General features: G+C 46.9%; 25 protein-coding genes. 2 read left to right on the forward strand and 23 right to left on the reverse strand.

What is annotated here, in order from left to right; translation table 11 throughout:
- Positions 1-120: 120 nt before the first annotated feature.
- The 8 genes from FKV70_RS05620 to FKV70_RS05655 all read right to left on the reverse strand — a co-directional run bounded on the left by FKV70_RS05620 (position 121) and on the right by FKV70_RS05655 (position 6,628).
- Positions 121-1,095: a biotin--[acetyl-CoA-carboxylase] ligase gene (locus tag FKV70_RS05620; RefSeq protein WP_142612074.1), complete on the reverse strand. Its 975-nt coding sequence runs from the start codon at positions 1,093-1,095 to the stop codon at positions 121-123.
- A complete protein-coding gene (locus FKV70_RS05625; RefSeq protein WP_142612075.1) occupies positions 1,088-2,410 on the reverse strand; it encodes a CCA tRNA nucleotidyltransferase in 1,323 nt (440 codons plus the stop codon). The genes FKV70_RS05620 and FKV70_RS05625 overlap by 8 nt, the downstream gene beginning before the upstream one ends.
- 53 nt (positions 2,411-2,463) lie before the next feature.
- The gene (gene bshA, locus FKV70_RS05630; protein WP_064796416.1) at positions 2,464-3,627 is read right to left on the reverse strand and encodes an N-acetyl-alpha-D-glucosaminyl L-malate synthase BshA; all 1,164 of its coding nucleotides are present in this window, start codon (positions 3,625-3,627) and stop codon (positions 2,464-2,466) included.
- A gap of 84 nt (positions 3,628-3,711) precedes the next feature.
- Complete coding sequence (bshB1, locus tag FKV70_RS05635; RefSeq protein WP_142612076.1) at positions 3,712-4,404, reverse strand: bacillithiol biosynthesis deacetylase BshB1; 693 nt, start codon at positions 4,402-4,404, stop codon at positions 3,712-3,714.
- On the reverse strand, positions 4,401-4,838 hold the full coding sequence (gene mgsA, locus FKV70_RS05640) for a methylglyoxal synthase (protein ID WP_063213464.1): 438 nt from the start codon (positions 4,836-4,838) through the stop codon (positions 4,401-4,403). The genes bshB1 and mgsA overlap by 4 nt, the downstream gene beginning before the upstream one ends.
- A gap of 56 nt (positions 4,839-4,894) precedes the next feature.
- Positions 4,895-5,698, reverse strand: coding sequence for a 4-hydroxy-tetrahydrodipicolinate reductase (dapB, locus tag FKV70_RS05645; RefSeq protein ID WP_064796413.1), 804 nt, complete (start codon positions 5,696-5,698; stop codon positions 4,895-4,897).
- Between the two features lie 31 nt (positions 5,699-5,729).
- On the reverse strand, positions 5,730-6,248 hold the full coding sequence (locus FKV70_RS05650; protein WP_142612077.1) for a tetratricopeptide repeat protein: 519 nt from the start codon (positions 6,246-6,248) through the stop codon (positions 5,730-5,732).
- A 50-nt stretch (positions 6,249-6,298) separates the two neighbouring features.
- Entirely contained in the window at positions 6,299-6,628 is a 330-nt protein-coding gene (locus FKV70_RS05655; RefSeq protein ID WP_064796411.1) for a nucleotide pyrophosphohydrolase, read from the reverse strand.
- 214 nt (positions 6,629-6,842) lie between these two features.
- On the opposite strand from FKV70_RS05655, the gene FKV70_RS05660 reads away from it, so the two are divergent.
- Positions 6,843-7,712, forward strand: coding sequence for a YitT family protein (locus FKV70_RS05660; RefSeq protein ID WP_064796410.1), 870 nt, complete (start codon positions 6,843-6,845; stop codon positions 7,710-7,712).
- Between the two features lie 75 nt (positions 7,713-7,787).
- Here the strand turns inward: FKV70_RS05660 and FKV70_RS05665 are convergent, their stop codons facing one another.
- The 8 genes from FKV70_RS05665 to FKV70_RS05700 form a co-directional block, all read right to left on the reverse strand.
- Positions 7,788-8,633: a sporulation protein YpjB gene (locus FKV70_RS05665; RefSeq protein ID WP_063213468.1), complete on the reverse strand. Its 846-nt coding sequence runs from the start codon at positions 8,631-8,633 to the stop codon at positions 7,788-7,790.
- A gap of 135 nt (positions 8,634-8,768) precedes the next feature.
- Complete coding sequence (locus FKV70_RS05670; protein WP_142612078.1) at positions 8,769-9,419, reverse strand: DUF1405 domain-containing protein; 651 nt, start codon at positions 9,417-9,419, stop codon at positions 8,769-8,771.
- A 174-nt stretch (positions 9,420-9,593) separates the two neighbouring features.
- The gene (locus FKV70_RS05675) at positions 9,594-9,773 is read right to left on the reverse strand and encodes an IDEAL domain-containing protein (protein WP_013371655.1); all 180 of its coding nucleotides are present in this window, start codon (positions 9,771-9,773) and stop codon (positions 9,594-9,596) included.
- Between the two features lie 22 nt (positions 9,774-9,795).
- Positions 9,796-10,302 carry a gamma carbonic anhydrase family protein gene (locus FKV70_RS05680; RefSeq protein WP_063213470.1) on the reverse strand — a complete coding sequence of 169 codons (507 nt, stop codon included), beginning with the start codon at positions 10,300-10,302 and terminating at the stop codon, positions 9,796-9,798.
- A gap of 54 nt (positions 10,303-10,356) precedes the next feature.
- Entirely contained in the window at positions 10,357-11,466 is a 1,110-nt protein-coding gene (locus FKV70_RS05685; RefSeq protein WP_142612079.1) for a hypothetical protein, read from the reverse strand.
- A gap of 184 nt (positions 11,467-11,650) precedes the next feature.
- Positions 11,651-12,235, reverse strand: a complete 585-nt coding sequence (locus FKV70_RS05690; protein WP_142612080.1) for a histidine phosphatase family protein — start codon at positions 12,233-12,235, stop codon at positions 11,651-11,653.
- Positions 12,236-12,304: 69 nt separating this feature from the next.
- Positions 12,305-12,931 (reverse strand): hypothetical protein, encoded by a 627-nt coding sequence (locus FKV70_RS05695; RefSeq protein ID WP_064796405.1) that lies wholly within the window; start codon positions 12,929-12,931, stop codon positions 12,305-12,307.
- Positions 12,928-13,524, reverse strand: a complete 597-nt coding sequence (locus FKV70_RS05700) for an RNA polymerase sigma factor (protein ID WP_013310707.1) — start codon at positions 13,522-13,524, stop codon at positions 12,928-12,930. Before FKV70_RS05700 ends, FKV70_RS05695 begins: the two co-directional genes overlap by 4 nt.
- Before the next feature lie 669 nt (positions 13,525-14,193).
- On the opposite strand from FKV70_RS05700, the gene FKV70_RS05705 reads away from it, so the two are divergent.
- Entirely contained in the window at positions 14,194-14,808 is a 615-nt protein-coding gene (locus tag FKV70_RS05705) for a class I SAM-dependent methyltransferase (RefSeq protein WP_142612081.1), read from the forward strand.
- 287 nt (positions 14,809-15,095) lie between these two features.
- On the opposite strand, the gene FKV70_RS05710 is transcribed toward FKV70_RS05705, so the two are convergent.
- The 7 genes from FKV70_RS05710 to trpD are packed head-to-tail and all read right to left on the reverse strand — an operon-like array spanning position 15,096 to position 21,879.
- On the reverse strand, positions 15,096-16,184 hold the full coding sequence (locus FKV70_RS05710; protein ID WP_064796403.1) for a prephenate dehydrogenase: 1,089 nt from the start codon (positions 16,182-16,184) through the stop codon (positions 15,096-15,098).
- A 26-nt stretch (positions 16,185-16,210) separates the two neighbouring features.
- Entirely contained in the window at positions 16,211-17,314 is a 1,104-nt protein-coding gene (gene hisC / locus FKV70_RS05715) for a histidinol-phosphate transaminase (RefSeq protein WP_063213476.1), read from the reverse strand.
- Between the two features lie 55 nt (positions 17,315-17,369).
- Positions 17,370-18,176, reverse strand: coding sequence for a tryptophan synthase subunit alpha (trpA, locus tag FKV70_RS05720; protein WP_142612082.1), 807 nt, complete (start codon positions 18,174-18,176; stop codon positions 17,370-17,372).
- Entirely contained in the window at positions 18,173-19,369 is a 1,197-nt protein-coding gene (gene trpB, locus FKV70_RS05725; protein ID WP_063213478.1) for a tryptophan synthase subunit beta, read from the reverse strand. The genes trpA and trpB overlap by 4 nt, the downstream gene beginning before the upstream one ends.
- Positions 19,366-20,052 (reverse strand): phosphoribosylanthranilate isomerase, encoded by a 687-nt coding sequence (locus FKV70_RS05730; RefSeq protein ID WP_142612083.1) that lies wholly within the window; start codon positions 20,050-20,052, stop codon positions 19,366-19,368. Before FKV70_RS05730 ends, trpB begins: the two co-directional genes overlap by 4 nt.
- Positions 20,049-20,843 carry an indole-3-glycerol phosphate synthase TrpC gene (gene trpC / locus FKV70_RS05735; RefSeq protein WP_063213480.1) on the reverse strand — a complete coding sequence of 265 codons (795 nt, stop codon included), beginning with the start codon at positions 20,841-20,843 and terminating at the stop codon, positions 20,049-20,051. The genes FKV70_RS05730 and trpC overlap by 4 nt, the downstream gene beginning before the upstream one ends.
- Positions 20,833-21,879: an anthranilate phosphoribosyltransferase gene (gene trpD, locus FKV70_RS05740; protein ID WP_063213481.1), complete on the reverse strand. Its 1,047-nt coding sequence runs from the start codon at positions 21,877-21,879 to the stop codon at positions 20,833-20,835. Before trpD ends, trpC begins: the two co-directional genes overlap by 11 nt.
- Between the last annotated feature and the right edge of the window lie 22 nt (positions 21,880-21,901).

Below are 21,901 nucleotides of genomic sequence, written 5' to 3' on the forward strand. Positions count from 1 at the left end.
CAGCTCGGACCGTCCGATGCCGCCTCCTGCACAGTATAACAAAAAACATCCACTTTTTCACGTGAAGTTTTACACAGGGAACAGAAAGATTATGAGCGTTTTTCACAGCTAAGGTCGCTTCTACAATTGTATATCTCCTGAAATGACCTGAATTCGCTCTCCAAGATCCGTTTCAATCATGAGTGCCCCTGAAGGGTCCAAGCCGACCGCTGTACCTTCTACCGCTACCCCTTGTCCCGTATGTGCACGAACGCTGCGGTTCATCGTCACGGATAACGCCTCCCACAGCATAGCTATAGGCTGGAACCCCTGCTCGGCATATAGCTTGCTTAGCTGCTCCATTTCTTCCAGAACTACAGCAATCAGTGTAGTACGGTCAATTTCAAACCCTGCTTCTATTTTCAAAGATGTCCCTACATGGGATAGCTCTTCCGGGTAATCTTCTACATTCAAATTAACGTCGATGCCAATTCCTGCAATACAATAGCGAACCCGTTGATCCTCTGTTGCAGATTCCAGCAGAATACCGGATACCTTGCGACCATGGATCAGCAGATCGTTTGGCCATTTAATACCTGCCTCCACACCCGTCAGTCGGCGAATAGCCCGACATACCGCCACACCTGTAAGCAGCGTTAGCTGGGGGGTAAAAGCCAAGGGCTGGGTGGGGCGCAATATAATGCTCATCCATATCCCTTTACCGCGAGGGGAATACCATTTCCGTCCCTGACGTCCCCGGCCTGCTGTCTGTTCCTCTGCCAGCACTACCGTTCCCTCTGGAGCACCCTCTTCTGCCAAACTCATAGCATCCTGTTGAGTGGATACCGTCGAATCCAGCACTATGATACGCTGGCCAAACGATTGTGTAGTTACTAGATCTGACAATCTGGAGACTTCCAGTCGGTCAGGCCGAGATATCAACCGATAGCCCCGGCGCGAAGAGGCATCGATATTATAACCCAGCTCACGTAGTTTGTTGATTTGCTTCCATATTGCTGTGCGACTAACGGAGAGGCGGCGGCTAATCTCCTCACCAGATACGTAATCTGATGAACCTTCCTCCAGTATGCCTAACAGTCTCTCATGATTATTCACTACTCATCACCCGTTTCACTTCCTGAAGCAATGTTTCTGTTTCATTCGGGATATCTCCGCAAGCGACCGCTTGTAAAAGCTGTTCCATCAGCTGTCCCAGCCACGGTCCACCTGGTCGATTCATTGCCTGAACCAGCTCATTTCCAGTAATATTTAAATCCTTAATCCGAACGACTACTGCCTGCTGTGTCCAAGAGTTTGCCAGTTCAGCTATTTTCTGCACATGCATTTCTACCGATGGTGGTAATCCGCGGAACGAAGAAGGCAGTGTCTTGTAAAGCTCTAACCAGTCTGATGCTGTGTCCTTTCCCAGCTTAATTAACAATTGAATCCAGCTGCGACGCAGCGCCTCATCGTTGATACAGTCAGAATCACTTAAAACAGAATTCCCAGCTATGGCAGCAGCATGGCTGATGAGCTCAGTTTCCCATTCCAACAAATGAACCAAACGCAGACGTGCAGCGTTAGAGAAGGTCCAAGCTTTTAACAGCTCGTCTGCTGCCTCGAAGCTAAGTCTACAAGACATAAGGAGCAACCCCCATCGCAGCTCTGCTGGTAGCTGCACGATCTCCTGGAGTGCCTGTGCATCACATTGTTCCCAGGGAACGGGCACCTTCGTACAGTCGAGCAATCCGCTACGACCCAGCATCTCCAACCCACGTAACGGGTCAGGCCCCGCCAGCATCTTTTCTAACTCGATTCGTACCCGTTCCATGGCTATGTATCGGAGTCCCTCTCTGCGACGAATCATACCTTTCCAGGTATTATAAGCCACTCGGAACCGGAATACAGAGGCAAAACGGATGCAACGCAGCATTCGCAGCCCGTCCTCCTCAAAGCGTTCCTCGGCTCGTCCCACACAACGAACGAGAGCGGCTCGCAAATCAGCTTCTCCACCAAACGGGTCTACTCGTTCCCCGTGTTCAGCCATCGCTATTGCGTTCATCGTGAAGTCCCGCCGCATCAGATCCTCACGGATGTCCTTCACAAAGGATACTTCTGTTGGACGGCGGTGATCGGTGTATCCACTTTCCGTACGAAAAGTGGTCACCTCGAACGCATGACCATCCTGCATGACCGTTACCGTCCCATGCTGGATTCCTGTCGGAATCACATGAGGGAACAGTGCTAAGACCTCTTCAGGCTCAGCCGAAGTGGTCAGATCCATATCATGAATAGCTCGTCCTAATAGCTCATCGCGTACACAGCCACCGACCCAATAAGCTTCGTGGCCTGCTGTGGTTAGTGTATGTATGACCTCTCTGCCGCGAAGAGCCATTTCTGGATCAGCATATTGCCAAGTATTTGTATTCATAGGGTTTCCCCCTTTGCAAGTATTCAATAAAAAACGGACGCGAGTCCGCCTCCTTAAACGCTGATCGGTTTAAGATCCGGCACCTCGCGTCCCAACACACGGTAATAGATTTCTTCATATTGACGGGTAATCAGCTCATCGCAGAAAACGGTACGCGCGCGTGTCAGGCACGCTTCACGGAAACGTTCCGCCATCGCTTCATCGGACAGCAGTTCCACTGCATAATCCGCCATCGCCTCGGTATTACCGATTTCAGCAAGATACCCCGTACTTCCATGCACGACAAGTTCAGGTACTCCTCCTGCCTGAGAACCAATTGTTGGCACTCCACAGGCCATTGCTTCCAGTGCAACTAGACCAAAACTTTCCTTCTCCGAAGGAAGCAGCAGCACATCAGCCATAGAAATCACTTCTGCGATTTGATCTTGTTTACCCAAAAAGAAGACTTTGTCCTGCAGGCCCAAACTTTCGATTTTACAACGAATCTTTGGAAGATCCGGTCCTTCTCCTACAAACAGCAGCTTCGCAGGTACCTTTTGCTGCACTCTGTCGAAGATATCCAGCACATCTCCCACCCTTTTAACCGGACGGAAATTGGAAATATGCATCATAATTTTTTCGTGCGGTTGAGCAAAATCTCTCCTAAGCGCAGCGGCATCTCTTGGATAATATACTCGTTTATCTACAAAGTTGTAGGTCAAATCTATAGGTCGTGTTATTTCTAACGCATCGATTGTCTCCCGAATCAAATCCTTGGAAACTGCTGTCACAGCATCGCTTTTGTTAATAGCCAGTCGAATCAGATCCTTTAACGATTCATCCTGTGCCAACACTGTAATGTCTGTGCCGTGCAGGGTGGTGACCACTTTCAAATGATCGCCCACCATTTCCTTCGCCAAATAAGCGCACACCGCATGCGGAACAGCATAATGAACATGGAGTACATCCAAATTCTTCATTTGAGCCACCTGGGCCATTTTTGTCGCTAGTGACAAATCATATGGTGGATATCTGAACACATAATAATCGTTAACTTCGACTTCATGATAAAAAATATTTTTCTGGAACGTCCCGCCTAATCTGAACGGAATGCTATTAGCAATAAAATGGACCTCATGCCCTTTTTCTGCCAGCAACTTGCCCAGCTCAGTAGCCACAACGCCCGAGCCACCCAGTGACGGATAACAGGTAATCCCAATTTTTAGTTTGTCATTCAAGCTAAGAAGCCTCCTTCCGTTCATCCATAATCACTTGTATGCCCATTTATTTCAGCATTCTACAACATGCGTAGGTATAAATCCTTATGTGAATAGCTTAACCAGATATGGCGTTTTGGACGCAAACCCTTCTGCATATGAAATCAGTTTGCGTTGCCCCAGCAACGAGTCCCTAGCCTTTACCCGTTCCACATAGCCCTGATTCAGTGGTGTGGATACCGTGTCCTTCCCAGGTGCTGCCTGAAACTGCGAAGCATAACTCAACAACGACTGTTCCTTGGCATCATAATGCTCGGTAATGTCCACAATCAAATCTGTTCTGCCGATATCATTGATAAAATAAAAATATAATTGCTCGATCTGTACCGCGGGACTCTCCGGCATAAAACGTCTCAACTTGGCGTTAAATACAGCTTCTTCTACTAACTTGCTGCACATGACATGATCTGGATGCCGATCCTCCCAATAAGGAGCAAATACAACTTTTGGAGCATGGCGCCTGATTTCTGCTGTAACTGCTGCAACATGTTCAGGTGTTACATATAACCCACGATCAGGCAGACCCAAATTCGTCCGCACAGCAAGCCCGAGCACTTTCGAGGCCTGTTCAGCTTCTGCCATACGAGTATCCACATCACCATTGGACGACATTTCAGCCCGCGTCAAATCGCACACCCCTACCTTTAGACCTGCGGCTGTATGCTTGGCAATGGTGCCACCCATTCCGATTTCTGCATCGTCGGCATGGGCTCCGAAAATCAGGATGTCCAGCGTCATTTCACATCACCCTGCTGGTCAAGGCCCGGTTTATATTTATGCACCAGCTCACGCCAAGCAAAGTCGCCACGATCCAGTGCTTTCACCAGTATTTCAGCAGTTGCAACGTTGGTTGCTAAAGGAATCCCCTGCACATCACACAGACGTAGCAAGGCGCTAATGTCCGGCTCATGCGGCTGAGCCATGAGAGGATCACGCAAAAATATAATCAAGTCCATATCATTTTGTGCAACCATAGCCCCGATTTGCTGATCTCCACCGAGCGGACCGGACATGAAGCGGTGAATTTGAAGCTTGGTTTGCTCCATTATGCGCTGACCTGTTGTACCTGTTGAATACAATTGGTGATCTGTAAATACATGCTCATACGCCGTTATAAAATTAACCATTTCATCCTTTTTGCGGTCATGCGCTATAAATGCAATCTTTAACATTCGAAATTCCTCCTGCCTCATTCTATAATGCCATTCATCAATTCATTCGTATATTCTTAATCGATATAATGCTCAAAACCATATACAAGCCCCGGTTGCTCCATCACCTTCTGAATACCGATTTTAACACCAGGCATATATCCAGCTCGTTCATAGGAGTCCTGACGAATTTTCAGAGATTGTCCAAACCCTCCAAATATAACTTCTTGCTGTGCGAACACACCAGGAAGACGGACACTGTGAATACGGAATCCTTGATAGTAACCACCACGTGAACCTTCTAGCATTTCTTCCTCTTCCGGATTGCCTTGACGTAGCTCCTGACGCTGCTCGGCGATCAGTTCTGCAGTCTTAATGGCTGTGCCTGAGGGCGCGTCCAATTTTTGGTCGCCATGATATTCGATGATTTCCAGATGTGGGAAATATTTTGCTGCCTGAGCCGCAAACCGCATCATCAAAATAACTCCGATCGAAAAGTTAGGCGCAATCAGCCCCCCAATTTGTTGTTCACGACACTGCTTGTCCAGTTCATCAATTTGTTCGGGAGTAAACCCTGTCGTACCGATAACCGGACGAACTCCGTACTTAATAGCAAGCGCTGTATGTGCGTATGCAAAACGCGGCCCCGTAAAGTCAACCATGACATCGGCTCGGCTCTCCAGTAAAGCCTGCTCTACATCTTCCATAATAGCGATACCAGCTTCTGGTAGTCCGACGAGAAGGCCGGCATCACTGCCGGCGTGTGTTCTGTTCACTGCGGCTACAAGCTGTAGTTCCTCATCCTGAAGAACCAATTTGACAACCTCACGGCCCATGCGCCCTGCTGCTCCAACGACAGCCACTTTTATTGGTTCTGACATATCCCTACAACTCCTTCTGCATCCATTTGTGCTAGATTTGTTCATTCATCTGCTGGCATAACTTCTTCATGAGGTTGGCAAGCTGCACATTGTGAGGATACAGCGCTGCAGCCTCACGAGCAGCCTGCACAGCCAGCTTATGTTCATTCAATTCGTCATAAATCAATGCGAGCAGCAAAAATGCGTCACCACATAACGGATCAAGGGAAATTGCCCGTTCCAGCAGCAATATCGCATCTCGATGCATCTGCGGCGTAGGTCTGTCGACCTCCAGCATTTTTCTGGCCTTTTCTGTATACTGCCTGGCTTCCTGCGCATGCAGATGGAGAACATATTCTTCCTGCTGTGGAGCGAGGCGAACCGCATGCTCTGCATATGCCAAAGCCTGCTCCAAGCGTCCACTACGAGCATAGGTAACCGAGCATCGGAAATAATGTTCCGCATGATCAGGCTGAGCTGAAATCGCTTTTTCAAACCATTCCACCGCCTGCTCAAAATCGTTCTGCAAAATGCAATGATAAGCTTTCTGAACGTATTCCTCCGCCTTCATGACACTGCACCTCCGGGTAACCGGTTTGGTACAGCATATGTACAAAACGCCTAATCGGTGTCCTTTTTGGTCCAGCGATTCGCGTCACGCGTGTTAAATTTATGCATAACCTTATCATGTGCCTCGGTCAAATTTATACCTAGTGAGTTCGCAAAGCAAACTGTGATGAACAAAATGTCCCCCAGCTCCAGCTCAATGGAATTGTCGGCTTCATCCGCTTTTTTCGGCTTCTCACCAAAGGAGTGATTGACCTCCCTCGCCAATTCACCTACTTCCTCGGACATCCGGGCCAACATAGCCAAAGGACTGAAATACCCTTCCTTAAATTGAGAGATATACTGGTCTACCTCACGTTGAATTTCATCTAACGATTTTTCCATGAAACACGCAATCCCCCCATGTGCAGGTTTATTCATATGTTATCGTAAAGCACATTTTAAAACAAATTTTTTTTAATTGTGGACTAACGATATCAACTTGCAGTCATCTGTCTTTTAAAGCTGCCGCAAAAAGGTATACTAAACATAGGGATCTGCGATTTACGAAAAATTGCATGGAGTCGCTCATCCTTAAACTGCTACTGTGAGGGATTATATGAAAATATCCAAGTCCATGGAACAGCTTAAATTGATTTTGCCGATCGTATTTGGCACAGCCATCTATGCATTCGGTCTTCTTTATTTTATTATACCCAGTAAATTGATGGAAGGCGGTATTACAGGGATTACCCTGCTGCTTAATTATGCTTTTTCGATTTCACCTTCTCTCTCCACCTTGTTTCTGAACATTCCATTATTTTTAATTGGATGGAAAATGCTTGGGGGCAAGTCGATTATATATACGGGGGTCGGTATTGGGTCACTTACATTCTTTTTGTGGTTATTTGAAAAAATGATTCATCTCGGATGGATGGGGACGTTTCAGACTGAACACGATTTTATACTTTCTTCATTATATGCGGGGGTTACGCTTGGGGCCGGGCTAGGCATTGTGTTCCGCTTTGGCGGCACTACCGGTGGCTCGGATATTATCGCTCGTATTTTAAATCGGAAGTTTGGGTGGAGCATGGGGAGGATTATGCTGGTAATTGATATTGTCATTATCGGCGCTTCACTACTTTACATACCCAAAGAAAAAATTCTATATACATTAGTCGCTGTGTTCATCGCATCCAAGATTATTGATTTTATACAAGAGGGGGCTTATTCCGCCAGAGCTTTTATGATTATCAGCGATCACACGATGGATATTGCAGATATTATTACCAGGGACATGGATCGCGGAGTGACGATTATTCCGGCTGTAGGTGCATTTTCCAAACAGGCCAAGCATGTTGCCTATTGTGTCGTGTCCCGTCAGGAAATACGGCGACTGCACCAAATTGTTAAAGCGGTTGATCCACGGGCGTTTATCATCATTCAGGATGTGCATGATGTACATGGGGAAGGGTTTAAAGAGGAATAGCCCGGTAATCCGGGCAATGGGCTAACAAATAATGGATGGCTCACAACAAAATTGCGAATGTTCAAACTTTCATCGTTACCCAGTAAAACCAGCCCGATATTTACGATAACCTGCATAGGCCAACGCCAGCAGCACAATCATACCGATGGCCACTTCAGCCCGGCGCTCACTCTCACGCGGGATAAATGGCGCCAGTGCGGTGGCGTCTTTTTCACGTCCAAACAAAGCATTAAACGTCGGATTGCCCTGGTCCAATGCCCCTCTAATCGTTGAAGCATCTGCATTTTGCTGATTGCCCAATCCTTTGATGTAAGATATCCAGGAATCAGTCCGCACGACCTCAGTTGTTCTGCCATGGATCAATGCTGCTGTACGGATTGTTTCATAGTGGTCTTCGAGGACTGCGGTACTTGCTTTGAATCCCTTCATGTTCCCTTTAGCAAACTGGTTATTCAAACCGCTAACATCTTCTCTTAATATCTTATAATACTGCTGCCATAAAGGCTGGCGCGGGTGTGCAAGCGCATCTGTCGCAAGCCGTAAATTGGCCGCTGCCTTCACCCACTCATCCGGTGATGCTTGAACAGACTGTGTAGCTTGCTGCACCTCCAGGATGCTGCCGGACAAAGCATGGATAGCCTCTACAGATAGCGCCGCCTGTACTTGCCCAGTGCTGAACCATCTGCTTACCTCGGCTACATCCGCGCGCGCTTTTTCAATATTCCCGTCCATTACGTCACGATACAGTGTCGCAGCTGCATGATCTAGCTCTTCAATTTCCTTTGTTTTACCTACAGGTTTGGACTGATCCTGTGTCTCTGCCATACCTGGAGGGACGCAGACAGACAGCAGCAGGACCATTGATAAAACAACACTCAATACAATACGTATCACCTTTGGAAACGCCTGACCTCTAATCATGGGACATCCCTCCTCACCTTACTGTATGGCAAGGTTAACGGGACTAGAACTTGCTTTAGGGCGATCGTTTGAACAGTATCTTCCCGTTTCAGCACTACCGCGCTAAAATATCATCTAAAGGAACGTCACGCGCACTCAAGCTACATCACGATAAGACGATACCTTTCGATTGCGCGCCAGCATGGCAAGCCATGCCGTTACAATACTAGCAAGGGTCAGCATGTAGGTAAAAGCACGTACTTGCGGTATATCATCCGTTAGTGTTCTGGGAAGATAAGGGTAGATGCCAAAGGTATAATCCATCGTATCATTTAATAATGTCCACAGTGTAGCCAGACCTAAAGCAATCCATTTACAGCTAAAAAAACGTACAAACAGTAACGCTTCGACCGCCATTGCTGTGTGAGATGCTATCAGCATCCAATCCTGCCACACCATGTGTCCCCCCTGCGCAACTCCCCACAAAATAATAACCGAAGCCCAGACGCCGTACTTTACACTCGTGACGACAGCTAACGCCTCCATAATCTGACGAATGACCTTTAAGCTCTTGAAATGAGGAGGATAAAGCAAAAACAGTATAGAAATCGTAAAAAATAAGCTAGCTGTCGGACTATCAGGCACAAATACAATCTGCCATATCGGGTGATAATTCAATGTATATTCCAGCTGTCCACCATACCATATGTACCCATATACTGTTCCAGCCAAATTACACCAGAATAACAGCCACAAAAAGGGCCGGCTCGTCAAGAACGACCGGCTCCATAAATAAGATAACGACACGTCCTTCATCCTCCGTTCATACGACAGTTGCCTTGTACAGGCATGATCTTACAAAGACTATATCATATCCAAGCGTATCAAAAAAACCTGACCGCCGTTACGATCAGGTTTGATGATATAATCTTGAACTGGCGCTTGGTCTAAAATGACCCACTCAAGCTTTCCAGAAGCGTTCTAACTCATTGCTTTCAGCTCATCCGTAAGATGACGAAAAGCTACTTCATCTCCGGAGGCTAACGCCTCATCAATATCCTTGTAAAGTTTTTCACTCCGGTGTTTACGTAATGCCTCGTCCAAAACCATTTCAGCAGACAGGCCCAACATTACCTCATAAGTAACCTTCATTTTATCCATAGGATGCACCTCCAACATGAGTTTAAGAGATCCTATATTCTTTTCCTTTCGCCACATAGCTGAGTGTCGTTCGTGACATCCGCTGCAAATCTGCATCTGTCAATTCGCGCACCACTTTGGCAGGTGTACCGATAGAAAGAGTATAGGGTGGTATTTTGGTATTTTCCGTAACGACCGACCCTGCTCCTATTAAAGCATATTCACCAAGCTCCGCTCCGTTGAGTACAATGGCCCCCATACCAATTAATGTGCCCTTGCCTATCGTACAACCGTGGATAATGGCAGCATGTCCTACCGAAACGTCATCCGCCAGCAACAAAGGTTGATCCGTGTTCACATGTCCCACGACACCGTCCTGAATATTGCAGCGTTCACCAATGATGATAGGCGCCATATCCCCGCGCAGTACGGCATTAAACCATACGGAGGAATCTTGGCCGATCGTTACTTTTCCAACAATTTTTGCTCCTTCTGCCACATAGACAGATGAATGGAGCTGTGGCATATTTCCGTTGTAGTGAATGAGCATCAACTTCACCCTCTCATATTTTGGGTGAAATTCTATCAACATGTGTACTGCTTGTCAATGGAGCCGTATACCCGAGTCGTTTCGCCCAAGGCGGCACTCTCCCGCCAACTTCTGCCCCCAAACCGTCATTTGTATAGAGGATCCCGTCGAATGCTCACCTTGTCGAAGCATCCCCAAGTGAAGCATCATTCGTATAATCCTCTGATCAAAGACCGAACGGGGGGTGTCATAGTAAAACGGTCGGATCAGGGGACCGATATGCTCAAAAAGCGACTCTGACGATGTCCATGGCCTGGCACATTCTCCAATCCAGTAGACTAGTGAAAGCAGATTGGGTACGGCTCCTTTATACAATCTTAACCAAAACCTGAATAGCTGTATCATTTCATCCTCAATTGCAAGCTCCTGTTGTCCCTCCCCCTTTGCGGTCAGCTCAACCCGGTCCCCCTTCTCCTCAATATACTTGGAGTGACGGGCATAATCATACAGTAATGCCATTCGATCCGGGTAAAACTTAAAAGAGGAACCATAGCCAAATCGCCATCCTCCTTTGCCCAATAACGGCTCCGCAATGTGCAAATGCTCCATTAGCTGCTGCTGATTGCGACGGTACCAAGCTCCCTCAGGATTAAGCGGAACTTCATGCTGCCTCATGTATTGAAGGAAAAGCCGTAAATCCTCCGCCAGTAGATGTCCTTCATCCCGGTACGACGACGGTTCGCTTACCCGAATCATTCTGTTTTGAAAGTCATGTACCATCACACGCCGAAAGCGCTCCTTCATATCCGACGGAATTTGATACAAATATCTCGTATTGTGCGTTGAACCATTGAACAACCAGCCACTAGAACGCAGACGGGTCACAATATCTCGTGGTCGCTCACCAGCATCCCCGTCCTGCTCGACAGACTGTTTAGCAATCGCAATCAATTCCTCCATACTGAAGTAAGGTCGGTCATCGAACAATAGTGCATTCAAAAACCTTACCTCTGACAACCTCAGCTCCTTGACTTGCGTCTCAAAAAAACTACTACTGCCGAGCTTTGTCAAAATCCCTTGGATCAACTCATGCTTGGAATTAGGTTTACAGTCACAATCGTAATACACTGCGATTCTGTTCAAATGTACAATATCCGCAAATGTCAGCATATCCGCCAGATTCATTGTTCCATCGCCTCGTCACTGGACTGTCATCCGGAAATGATTCTTACCTGTTGTACCCACAGCTTTGACGGAATCTGCAGACTCTAAACCTCTTTTTTTGCAAAGGTATAATGAAAAAAACAAAAAGACCACAGCTCTACGATGAGTAGAAGCCATGGTCTTTCACCAGCGTTTTGAGTTGTAGTCACTTTTTCTCTTGCAAATGCTTTGTGCAATTATACAAAAGTGATTCCCAGTCCGCATCCTCACGCTGGAGTACGCTTAATGACAAATTGCCAATTCGTTCCGTGAATTTTTCCTGATATAGAGCCTTATACAAATTAGCCAAAAAACCGCCGTGAGAAACGACCAGCAGATTCTTGTCCCGATTTTCCGTCCAAATCGCCTCCATAAAAGCTAGCGCGCGAAGCTGAAGATCTGCATCGCTTTCCTGTCCCAAATCCAGCAGGTGCCAGTCAACTCCCCACTTCTCTTCGCGTTCGGCCTGTGTCATCCCCTCGACCTGACCATAAGCGCGTTCTCTTAGTCGATCATCAGGTTCCAGCAACGGCAAGTGCAGAGCAGAGGCAATGATATCCCCCGTCTCTTTCGCTCTGGATAGACTACTTGTAATAAGCCCGTCCCAATGATAAGGCTCTTCCTTCAATCGTTCTGCCAGCAAGCGTGCCTGCCGGCGCCCTTCCTCATTCAACGGAATATCACTGTGGCCCTGGATTCTACCTACCGCATTCCAATCCGTCAATCCATGTCTGATTAAGCCAATAAGCATTGTGTCCGATCCTCCGCTGTTGTGTTATTCAGGCATTAAAATGAATTTGATCTAGAGCCTATCGGGCAGCTAATTTCTAACTCTTCTCGTCCGATGGATCCACCCCAAAGAAAATAAAGCAAGCGCAAGTGCCAATACAGACAACAACATCCAGTATTGCGGGTAAGTAGGAACAATGCTTGCAACCAGCGGGTCCATAATGCCACTATTTACATCTTTAATGTGGTATTGATACTGTGGAGATGTACTTGTAGTTTCCAGCAGACCTGTCGGTAAAATACCCGTGTCCATGACAGGAGCCGCTTGGGGGGGACTTTCCTGAGAGGAGCTTCCATTCCAGTTTAAAAACAAAAAGCTGCACAAGAATACGGCCAAGAAGCCGGCAATCCATACAGACATATACTTACGGGCTGCTGGGTTTACACGCGCACGTCGATGCTCGCCCGGAACAAGCCACGGTGATTCTTCATAAATGCGATCCATGACTCTACGATTCATTGCCTCTAGCTTATCATCTGTTATTTCAAAGGAAATATCACCAATAGCGGATCGACTTTCTTTTGACAAATTCCAATCATTCTCTTCCGAACCATGCTCCCACCCGGCAGACGAGCTCTTGGCCCGTCTGCGCTCCGAGTCTTGTTTCGATACATTTTTGCCTGTAGCGAACAAATCCTCAGCGTCCCTGGATTTCATTGGCTGCTCATCCCTTCGTTTTCCTCATAGAGAGGCTCAAAAAAATAAGGCTCCAACTGCGTCTTCACACTGGTTCTTGCCCGGAAAAGCAATGACTTCACTGCACTGACCGTCTGTCCTAAAATAGTCGCAATCTCCTGATAATCTAATTGCTCATATTCACGCAAAATCAGCGCAGATCGCTGCTTCTCAGGCAATCTGTTGATTGCTTCACGAACCATCTCTACCTTCTCACCGCGAAGAACAGCCTGCTCCGGAATCACATCTGATGGAGCTACTGGTACATACCCGCTCTCTTCCAATGGAACCTGACCACTACGGTGCTTACGAAGCTCACTTAGCACCGTATTGCGTGCAATTGTATATAGCCAAGTGGAGAACGATGCATCTACCTCGCGAAAAGAATGCAGGCTCCGATACGCCTTATAAAACGTCTCCGAGCATAAGTCCTCAGCAATCATTTCCAGGTTCGAACTTTTCAGCATATGATAAACAAAAGCTAAAATTTTACGTTGGTGCCGCCTCATTAATTCTGAATAAACCTCAACATTACCTTGTTTGATTTCCTGAATCATCTGGGAATCTGTCATCATCCGAGTGAGACCCTCCTCGCCCATACATGTGCTGTTTTCCCGTCCGATTCTGTCTATATATACCGAACAGGTCAAAAAAAGTTGCGCCCTCTGCGCAAATGGATAAAACAGCATCATGGAACATTTGTTATTTTCTTACCCTATGTAGTGCCAACATTAACGGTGCTATCCCCAACATATTCAATATCCAAAATGGACTTACCCATTGTACCACAAAATGGCCGCCAGTAAAAAAGTCCAAAATCCCCACGATTTCCAGCAAAGGCTCCCAAACGCTGGCAGCTAATTCATTTAAACCGCTTTTCAATGGATTTTAAATTTATTCAGATTTAATGACAAACCCAACGAAAGTGTTCCATTTAGGCACTCGTAAGGATAATTACACAAAAAAGAAAACGCTTTAAAAAAACATTGACAGAATGAAAACGTATACATATAATAAAAGTACAGTATGGTTTCTCTCCACTCCTATCCTACTCAGCTACTTACTGAAAGTAGCTACCACTCGGGGCTTTACTCGAGTGGTTTTTTTTGTTTTCCATTACTCCTCTTTTCCTTACCCCCCCTTATCTTGGTTGATAAAATATATCAATAATTTACCTATTAGTTGATTATCCTATTAAAACACATTATTATATAATAAATTTTTCAATAGGCAGGGGGCAAGAAATGAATAATAAGTGGAATAAGGCAATATATAAGATTTGGTCTCCAATTTATGATAAGTTTTTTAATTCAGGTAGCTTCCTTAATTCTAGAAAGATGATATTTCAAGAAAAGTCATTTAATAGCGAGCAAAAAATACTTTTTGTAGGTGTAGGAACTGGGGCAGATTTAGAATTAATAAATCACTATGATCTGGATATTACTGCCATAGATTATTCACCTGAAATGCTTAACAAAGCAAAAAAGAAATTTAGCAATACCCCCATACAATTCTTGGAGATGGATGCTCAACAAATGAATTTTATGGATGAGCAATTTGATATAGTAATAGGAAGTCTAATTCTCTCGGTAGTACCTGACGCAAATAAATGCTTCGATGAGATGGTGCGAGTTTTGAAAAAAGACGGGGAAATTATTATTTTCGATAAGTTTTCTCCTAAAGGAAAAAAGCCCTCATTATTCAAAAAAACAATAAGGCCCCTCATTAAAGTGTTAGGAACCGATATAGGATTGAATTTCGAAGAACTGCTTGAAACCCAAAAAATAAAACTGCGAATCAAAGAAGATGCACCTATAATGTTCAACGGTATGTATAGAAAGATAGTGATTACAAAATAACGCGTAGCTCTGCTACTTCTTCAACTAACATAAAAAGCGAGCGAAGAGAACCTTCGATCGCTTTAGATCTTTTCTTACTACTTTACTACCAGAAAGTATGGTGCTTTTAAGGCGGTCCATAGCGTAGAGGTTCATTTGAATCTGGAGAAGCGCAGCGTTCGCCTTTGCCTGTGGATTTCCCCCTTTGAACATAGAGTCAGAAAATCCGCAGGCAACAGCGATCGTAAGATCAAATGAATCGCGGAGCGGAGTACCTCCTTAACAAATACTCATACTCTCTTTCCCCTTTATACCACCACTTTATAGCCCATCGAATCCAGCAAGGCTTTGGCACGTTCCCAATCCCGCTCTTGACGGAAGGAAAGCCGCATGATGCCAGGAACATCCTCCCGGCTTTCAATGATTCGCATATTGCTCAGGTTAATGCTGTGATTTCCTAGCTCCATCGCAATTCTTCCGATAATCCCTGGGGTATCCGGTACATCAATATACAGATCAAACGTAGAGACGATGACTCCTTTGCGACGCTCCGGCAGTTCACTACGGAAATGCCCAGCTGCCAAAAATTCGTCAGCTATTCCCTCTCCGTCTTGTGTTCTCAGCAAGTGGGTAAATCGCTCAATCTGCCCGTTCCATTCTTCCAGCAAACCCAGTAAAACATCACGATTACTGAGCAAAATGTCCCGCCACACCACCGGGTCACTAGAGGCTATCCGTGTAATATCACGAAAACCACCAGCAGCTAGTGTACGGTACAACGGATTCTCATCATTGTGCTTTCGTACCTGATTCACCAGCGCTGCTGCAATAATGTGCGGAAGATGGCTAATCGCACCGACAATATCATCATGCATATCAGGTTGGACACGCACAACATGAGCGCCGGTATGTTTCAACAAACGTTGCAGCGAGCTGTATGCTTCCTCAGGCACACCCTCTGCTGGTGAAAGCACATAGTATGCATTTTCAAACAGCAGCGCGGAAGCAGCCTTGACTCCGGAACGCTCCGAGCCGGCCATCGGATGGCCCCCGATAAAGTAAGCGTTGCGCAAAGAAATTTCAGATGCCTTTTTGGCAATTGCCGCTTTCGTGCTGCCTACATCGGTAATAATACACCCCGCTTTAAGCGGTAGCTTGCTTAACAGCTCAAGATAATGCTCCAGTAAACCAACCGGTACGCATAAAAAAATAAAATCGGCATCCTCTGCCGCCTCTTCAACTGAAAGAGTCGCGGTGTCCACGACACCACGGCTTAACATCGGTTCCACTAGTTCAGGGAGATGAGCGTGGCCGACTACAGTAATATCTGGCTTTCCTTTAAAACAAAGTGCGAGGGACCCGCCAATCAGTCCCACGCCAAAAATAGCAATCTTCATCTCATATCAAATCCCATCTGCGGAAATTATAGGCGTACTTTCGCCGCTTCCGCCCCCAGGACCTGTTCCAGCGCACGAATAAACAACTCATTTTGTGGCTGTGATCCAACGGATACCCTAATATATGTCGGATATTTATGATGACCTGCGCGAATAATCACACCTTTACGAAGCAACTCCTGAAATACCTCACCGGATGGACGGCGTACATCCAGCATAATAAAATTACCATGTGCCGGGAAAGACTCCAGCCCCAGACGTTTCAACTCATTTTGCAAATAAGCTCTACCCTCTGCATTACGATCCCGACATTCCTGAACAAATTCCTGATCTTCCAAGGCAGCAATGGCCGCAGCTTGTGCTACCCGTGAAGTATTAAACGGCTCGCGAACCTGATTGATCAAGCGAATGGTTGACTCAGCTCCCATACCATATCCGATACGTAACGAAGCCAGACCATAGATTTTGGAGAAGGTACGCAGTACAACCAAATTTTCGTAAGCTGACAACAAACGAATGCCGTCCGGATATGAACGATCTATTACAAACTCAGCATAGGCTTCATCTAGCACCACCATAATATGCTTGGGTACTTGGTTCAGAAACGCTATCAATTCGGCTTCGGGTACAATCGTTCCCGTCGGATTATTTGGATTACAGATCCAAATAATTTTTGTACGGTCATTGATATGCGACAGCATAGCATCCAGATCATGTACACCCTCACGCAACGGCACCTCAACTGCAACTGCTCCCTCAATTTCCACGTTGCTTTTATATACTGAAAATGTCTGATCAGCCATGATGCTTTCTTCCCCTGGAAGGAGGAAAGCACGCGTAATCAACGCAATAATTTCGTCAGAGCCACAGCCATAGATAAACTGTTCTTCTTTTAAACCCGTTTGTTTAGCTAGCGCCTGTGTCAGAGCAACTGCACTTCCGTCAGGATATACACTGATGTTAGCAAACTCCTGCTGAATGGCCTGCAACACTTTAGGAGAACTGCCATACGGATTCTCGTTTGAGGCAAGCTTGATGACTTCATCGAGTCCCAATTCACGCTTCACATCCTCAATCGGTTTACCGGGCTGATATACTGGCAAATGTACAATATGCGGTTTAGGTTGCATGCCCTTACCTCCTCTATCCCATAGAACTAATTTAAAATTTCTATTTTGACACCTGTTACTGCTTTAATTGTGCCACAAAATCACGAATTTGCAAAAGCCCTTCTTTTCTGCGGGCAGAATCCTCCAGCAATGGAATGGCTTCTTCCACCTGACGTACGATGGCACTGCCAACCACAACACCATCGCAAATATCAGAAAACCGGACAACCTGCTCACGATTCGAAATACCAAAGCCTATCGCCACCGGAACATTCGTATGCCGTTTGACCTGCGCGATAAAGCCCTCTATTCCTTCAAAAAAAGAAGCTCTTTCTCCGGTTACACCCAGCGAAGATACACAGTATACAAACCCACGGGCCTGCCGAACAATGCGCTCAATTCGCTGTTCAGACGTTGGGGCTACCAGCGGGATCAAATGCACTCCCACCTCGGCTGCCCGTCCTCCCAACTCTTCTGCTTCTTCAAGCGGAAGATCCGGAATAATCAGACCACTGATACCATGCTCCTGCAAGCCTGCAAAGAAAGCATCCATCCCCATCTGCAATACAGGATTATAATACGTGAACAGAATAAAAGGCAGGCTTGAACCTGCTACTCTAGCCAGAGACGCGGTCTCCATACAGGTGCGGATCGTAATTTGCCGTTTCAGTGCACGTTCAGACGCACGCTGAATCACAGGGCCGTCTGCCAACGGGTCCGAGTAAGGTACGCCTAGTTCCAATATATCGGCTCCGGCCGACTCTAACTGCCGAATGATCTCTATTGTAGTATCCACATCCGGGTCGCCTACCGTCAGAAAAGGAATTAATGCCGTTTTGCCTTCATTTTTAAGGCGTTCAAACGCCTGATCAATTAAATTCATGACGGATTTCCTCCCAAATACTTGATAATGGAGTCCACATCTTTATCCCCGCGCCCAGACAAACAAATAACGATAATATCATCTGCGGTCAACGTAGGTGCCAGCTTGGCGACCTGTGCAACAGCATGTGCCGACTCTAATGCAGGAAGTATTCCTTCGGTACGGCAAAGGAGCTGAAGTGCATCCAGTGCTTCCTGATCGGTAATCGGAACATATTTAGCCCGCTCAATGTCTTTTAAGTATGAATGCTCTGGTCCAACACCTGGATAATCCAGTCCAGCCGAGATGGAATGCGCAGGCTGGACCTGTCCATACTCATCCTGCAGCAGATAACTCATAGAGCCTTGGAAGACCCCTTGTGTTCCCTTGCTCATGGTAGCTGCATGGAATTCCGTGTCGACGCCTTTTCCAGCAGCCTCCACGCCAACCAAAGCAACACCCTGATCCTCTATAAAAGGGTAAAACATGCCGATTGCGTTGCTTCCGCCACCGATTGCTGCCACAATAACATCCGGAAGTCTGCCTTCCTTCTCCAAGATCTGACGACGTGTTTCATCGCCTATCACGCGCTGGAAGTCTCGTACCATCATCGGATACGGATGCGGGCCGACAGCCGAACCCAAAATATAAAACGTATCATGGACATGGCTCACCCAATAGCGCAAAGCTTCATTCCCGGCATCCTTAAGTGTACGCGTACCGGATGTCACCGGAATCACTTCCGCACCCAAAAGCTGCATCCGAAATACGTTCAACTGCTGGCGCACCGTATCCTCTTCGCCCATAAACACCTTGCATTCCAAACCAAGCAATGCAGCCACAGTAGCTGTCGCTACACCATGCTGTCCTGCACCTGTTTCGGCAATGACTTTCTGTTTACCCATGCGCTTCGCCAGCAACCCCTGGGCCAATGCATTATTGATTTTGTGGGCACCGGTATGGTTTAAATCTTCACGCTTCAAGTAAATTTTAGCTCCGCCTAGATGTTGACTCAGACGCTCCGCATGATAAAGCGGCGTTTCCCGGCCCGAATAGTCTTTTAGAAGTCCGTTCAACTCTGCTTTAAATTCAGGATCATCCGCATATTTTCGGTAGGATTCCTCTAATTCAATCAGTGCGTTCATCAACGTTTCCGGTACAAAACGTCCGCCAAATGTTCCAAAACGTCCGTTGTTATCAGGTAATTGTGTCATGCCTGCTTCACCCTTTCTATGAATGCTGTGATTTTTGTAATGTCCTTGACTCCGTTCGTCTCTACACCGCTGGAAACATCCAGCCCGTCGGGATGATATTCGTTAATCAGCTTTTCTGCGTTATCGGCAGTTAGCCCTCCAGCTACAAACAGAGGGATTCCATGTTGATGAGCCCAAGCCTGATAAGCAGGAATTCGATCCCATACAAACGTTTTTCCAGAACCGCCACCATACAGGGGATCATATGTATCCAGCAGTAAAGCATCAATCGTTCCGACATAAGCCTCTAATTCGCCCGCCCGGCGTTCTACCAGGTCCTTCACCGTCTGCCCTTGGCTATCCACAGACCAGGCCTTGAATACCTGTATGCCAAAACGTTCCTTAAGCTCCTGACAACGCTGCGGACTCTCCTGTCCATGCAGCTGAATGACGTCCAATGGTGCTTTCTCCATCACATCATTTAACAGTGCATCATCAGGGTTCACAAATACGCCCACGCTACGAGGTCTGCTGCCTGGTGCCCATTCATCCAATACGCGAAGCAACTCTCCAGCATGTGCGCCGTCAATCCGGCGTTTGCTGTCAGCAAACACAAAACCTATATAATCGACCGGTAAGTTTACGATAGATTTTAGCACTTCAACGCTTTGAAGTCCACAAATTTTTACGCCCGTTTTGTTCATGCTTTAACCCCGTCCATCAAGTCAGCTACAGCCTGTCCTACATCTTCCTTACGCATCAAATGCTCCCCTACCAAAATGCCGTGCGCACCTACCGAATACAGATATTTCACATCGTCCGGTCCTGCAATGCCACTTTCACTGATGAATGTAACCCCTTTAGGGATCAGGGAGATCAGCTCCTCTGTCGTCTGTAGACGGGTCTCAAATGTCCGGAGATTGCGATTGTTTACACCAACTAAGGTAGCTGTTCCTAGATCCAGCACTGCTTTAAGTTCCTCACTGTCGTGCACCTCTACCAGTGCGTCCAGCCCAAGCTCCTTGGCGATTTGTAAGAATGACCCTAATACATGGGGTTCCAGGATAGCCGCAATCAGCAGTACCGCATCTGCTCCCAATAGACGAGCTTCATAGATTTGCCGTTCATCAATGATAAAATCTTTCCGCAGCAACGGAATTTTCACCTGATCGCGAATTTGCTGTAAATATTCAGGGCTTCCCTGAAAATACGTCACATCCGTCAGTACAGAAATGCAATCGGCTCCCGCTCCCTCATATGCACGTGCAATATCCACTGGCTGGAAATTGGGTCGAATCAATCCTTTTGACGGGGAGGCCTTTTTCACTTCAGCAATCAGTCCGAGCGGACGGTTGCGTCCGCGGGCGAGCGCATGTTCGAATCCTCTCGTCAAAGGTAAATCCGCAATTAAGCGTTCGGCTTTATTAATTTGAAAATGCTGCTTTAGCTGCTCCACTTCTTGTCGCTTCGTCACTACAATTTTATCAAGATACATATTGATATTCCCCCGTTGCCTGTATTAATTGATCCAGCTTGGAAAGTGCCCGTCCAGAGTCAATGGCTTCTGCCGCTCGCTTTACTCCGTCTGTCAGAGTAGCTGCTGCACCTGAGACATAGATACACGCTCCTGCATTCGCTAACACAACATCACGGTAAGCACCATGCTCTCCGTTCAAAATTCGCCGTATGATATCTGCGTTAACCTGTGCATCGCCGCCCAACACCTGATCGAGAGAATGCGTCTGCAAGCCCAGATCCGACGGGTGAAGCTCAAATGTGTGAACCTTGCCATCCTTGAGCTCGGATACTCGTGTCACAGCTGAAATACTAATTTCATCTAGTCCGTCCAAACTGCTGACAACCATGGCTCGTTTGGAGCCGAGCTGGTTCAATACCTCGGCGATCACTTCCGTTTTGCCAGCGTCATAAATGCCCAACAGCTGTCGATCCGCACCAGCCGGATTCGTCAATGGACCGAGCATATTGAATACCGTCCGCACACCTAGCTCGCGGCGCGGCGCCGCAGCATGCTTCATAGACGGATGATACAGCTGTGCGAATAAAAAGCAGATGCCAATACGGTCCAGACACGACCGCGCCTGATCACTCGTCAGATGAATGTTGACTCCGAGCGCCTCCAGAACATCAGCACTCCCGGCACGCCCACTTGCAGAGCGGTTGCCGTGCTTGGCTACCCGTACAGAAACCGAAGCCGCGATAATAGCGGAAATGGTAGAAATATTAAACTTGTGAATGCCTGAACCTCCGGTGCCGCATGTATCCAGCAAACGACTGTTGCCTTCTCCTGCTTGCACTGGACTGGCATAGCTGCGCATTGCTTCGGCAAAACCGGTGATTTCATCCACCGTCTCTCCTTTGAGGCGAAGAGCCGTTAGCAGCCCGCCGATTTGCGCCTGTGTAGCACTCCCACTCATAATCTGTTCCATCACGCTACGGGCCTCCGTACGCGAAAGATGCTGTCCTTCAATGATCCGGCTTAACCCTATTTGCATCATGTCATGTCGTTCCATTGTCGTCTCCTCCTCAGAATCA

This window comes from Paenibacillus ottowii, from assembly GCF_006874425.1.
Taxonomy (GTDB): Bacteria; Bacillota; Bacilli; order Paenibacillales; family Paenibacillaceae; genus Paenibacillus; species Paenibacillus ottowii.

What these genes read in the sequence shown, in the direction of transcription:
- FKV70_RS05625 (WP_142612075.1), bottom strand. Translation starts at nt 2,410, where the DNA reads ATGAATACAAATACTTGGCAATATGCTGATCCAGAAATGGCTCTTCGC.
- bshB1 (WP_142612076.1), bottom strand. Translation starts at nt 4,404, where the DNA reads ATGACGCTGGACATCCTGATTTTCGGAGCCCATGCCGACGATGCAGAA.
- mgsA (WP_063213464.1), bottom strand. Translation starts at nt 4,838, where the DNA reads ATGTTAAAGATTGCATTTATAGCGCATGACCGCAAAAAGGATGAAATG.
- dapB (WP_064796413.1), bottom strand. Translation starts at nt 5,698, where the DNA reads ATGTCAGAACCAATAAAAGTGGCTGTCGTTGGAGCAGCAGGGCGCATG.
- FKV70_RS05650 (WP_142612077.1), bottom strand. Translation starts at nt 6,248, where the DNA reads ATGAAGGCGGAGGAATACGTTCAGAAAGCTTATCATTGCATTTTGCAG.
- FKV70_RS05655 (WP_064796411.1), bottom strand. Translation starts at nt 6,628, where the DNA reads ATGGAAAAATCGTTAGATGAAATTCAACGTGAGGTAGACCAGTATATC.
- FKV70_RS05660 (WP_064796410.1), top strand. Translation starts at nt 6,843, where the DNA reads ATGAAAATATCCAAGTCCATGGAACAGCTTAAATTGATTTTGCCGATC.
- FKV70_RS05665 (WP_063213468.1), bottom strand. Translation starts at nt 8,633, where the DNA reads ATGATTAGAGGTCAGGCGTTTCCAAAGGTGATACGTATTGTATTGAGT.
- FKV70_RS05675 (WP_013371655.1), bottom strand. Translation starts at nt 9,773, where the DNA reads ATGGATAAAATGAAGGTTACTTATGAGGTAATGTTGGGCCTGTCTGCT.
- FKV70_RS05680 (WP_063213470.1), bottom strand. Translation starts at nt 10,302, where the DNA reads ATGCTCATTCACTACAACGGAAATATGCCACAGCTCCATTCATCTGTC.
- FKV70_RS05685 (WP_142612079.1), bottom strand. Translation starts at nt 11,466, where the DNA reads ATGAATCTGGCGGATATGCTGACATTTGCGGATATTGTACATTTGAAC.
- FKV70_RS05690 (WP_142612080.1), bottom strand. Translation starts at nt 12,235, where the DNA reads ATGCTTATTGGCTTAATCAGACATGGATTGACGGATTGGAATGCGGTA.
- FKV70_RS05695 (WP_064796405.1), bottom strand. Translation starts at nt 12,931, where the DNA reads ATGAAATCCAGGGACGCTGAGGATTTGTTCGCTACAGGCAAAAATGTA.
- FKV70_RS05700 (WP_013310707.1), bottom strand. Translation starts at nt 13,524, where the DNA reads ATGATGACAGATTCCCAGATGATTCAGGAAATCAAACAAGGTAATGTT.
- FKV70_RS05705 (WP_142612081.1), top strand. Translation starts at nt 14,194, where the DNA reads ATGAATAATAAGTGGAATAAGGCAATATATAAGATTTGGTCTCCAATT.
- FKV70_RS05710 (WP_064796403.1), bottom strand. Translation starts at nt 16,184, where the DNA reads ATGAAGATTGCTATTTTTGGCGTGGGACTGATTGGCGGGTCCCTCGCA.
- hisC (WP_063213476.1), bottom strand. Translation starts at nt 17,314, where the DNA reads ATGCAACCTAAACCGCATATTGTACATTTGCCAGTATATCAGCCCGGT.
- trpA (WP_142612082.1), bottom strand. Translation starts at nt 18,176, where the DNA reads ATGAATTTAATTGATCAGGCGTTTGAACGCCTTAAAAATGAAGGCAAA.
- trpB (WP_063213478.1), bottom strand. Translation starts at nt 19,369, where the DNA reads ATGACACAATTACCTGATAACAACGGACGTTTTGGAACATTTGGCGGA.
- FKV70_RS05730 (WP_142612083.1), bottom strand. Translation starts at nt 20,052, where the DNA reads ATGAACAAAACGGGCGTAAAAATTTGTGGACTTCAAAGCGTTGAAGTG.
- trpC (WP_063213480.1), bottom strand. Translation starts at nt 20,843, where the DNA reads ATGTATCTTGATAAAATTGTAGTGACGAAGCGACAAGAAGTGGAGCAG.
- trpD (WP_063213481.1), bottom strand. Translation starts at nt 21,879, where the DNA reads ATGGAACGACATGACATGATGCAAATAGGGTTAAGCCGGATCATTGAA.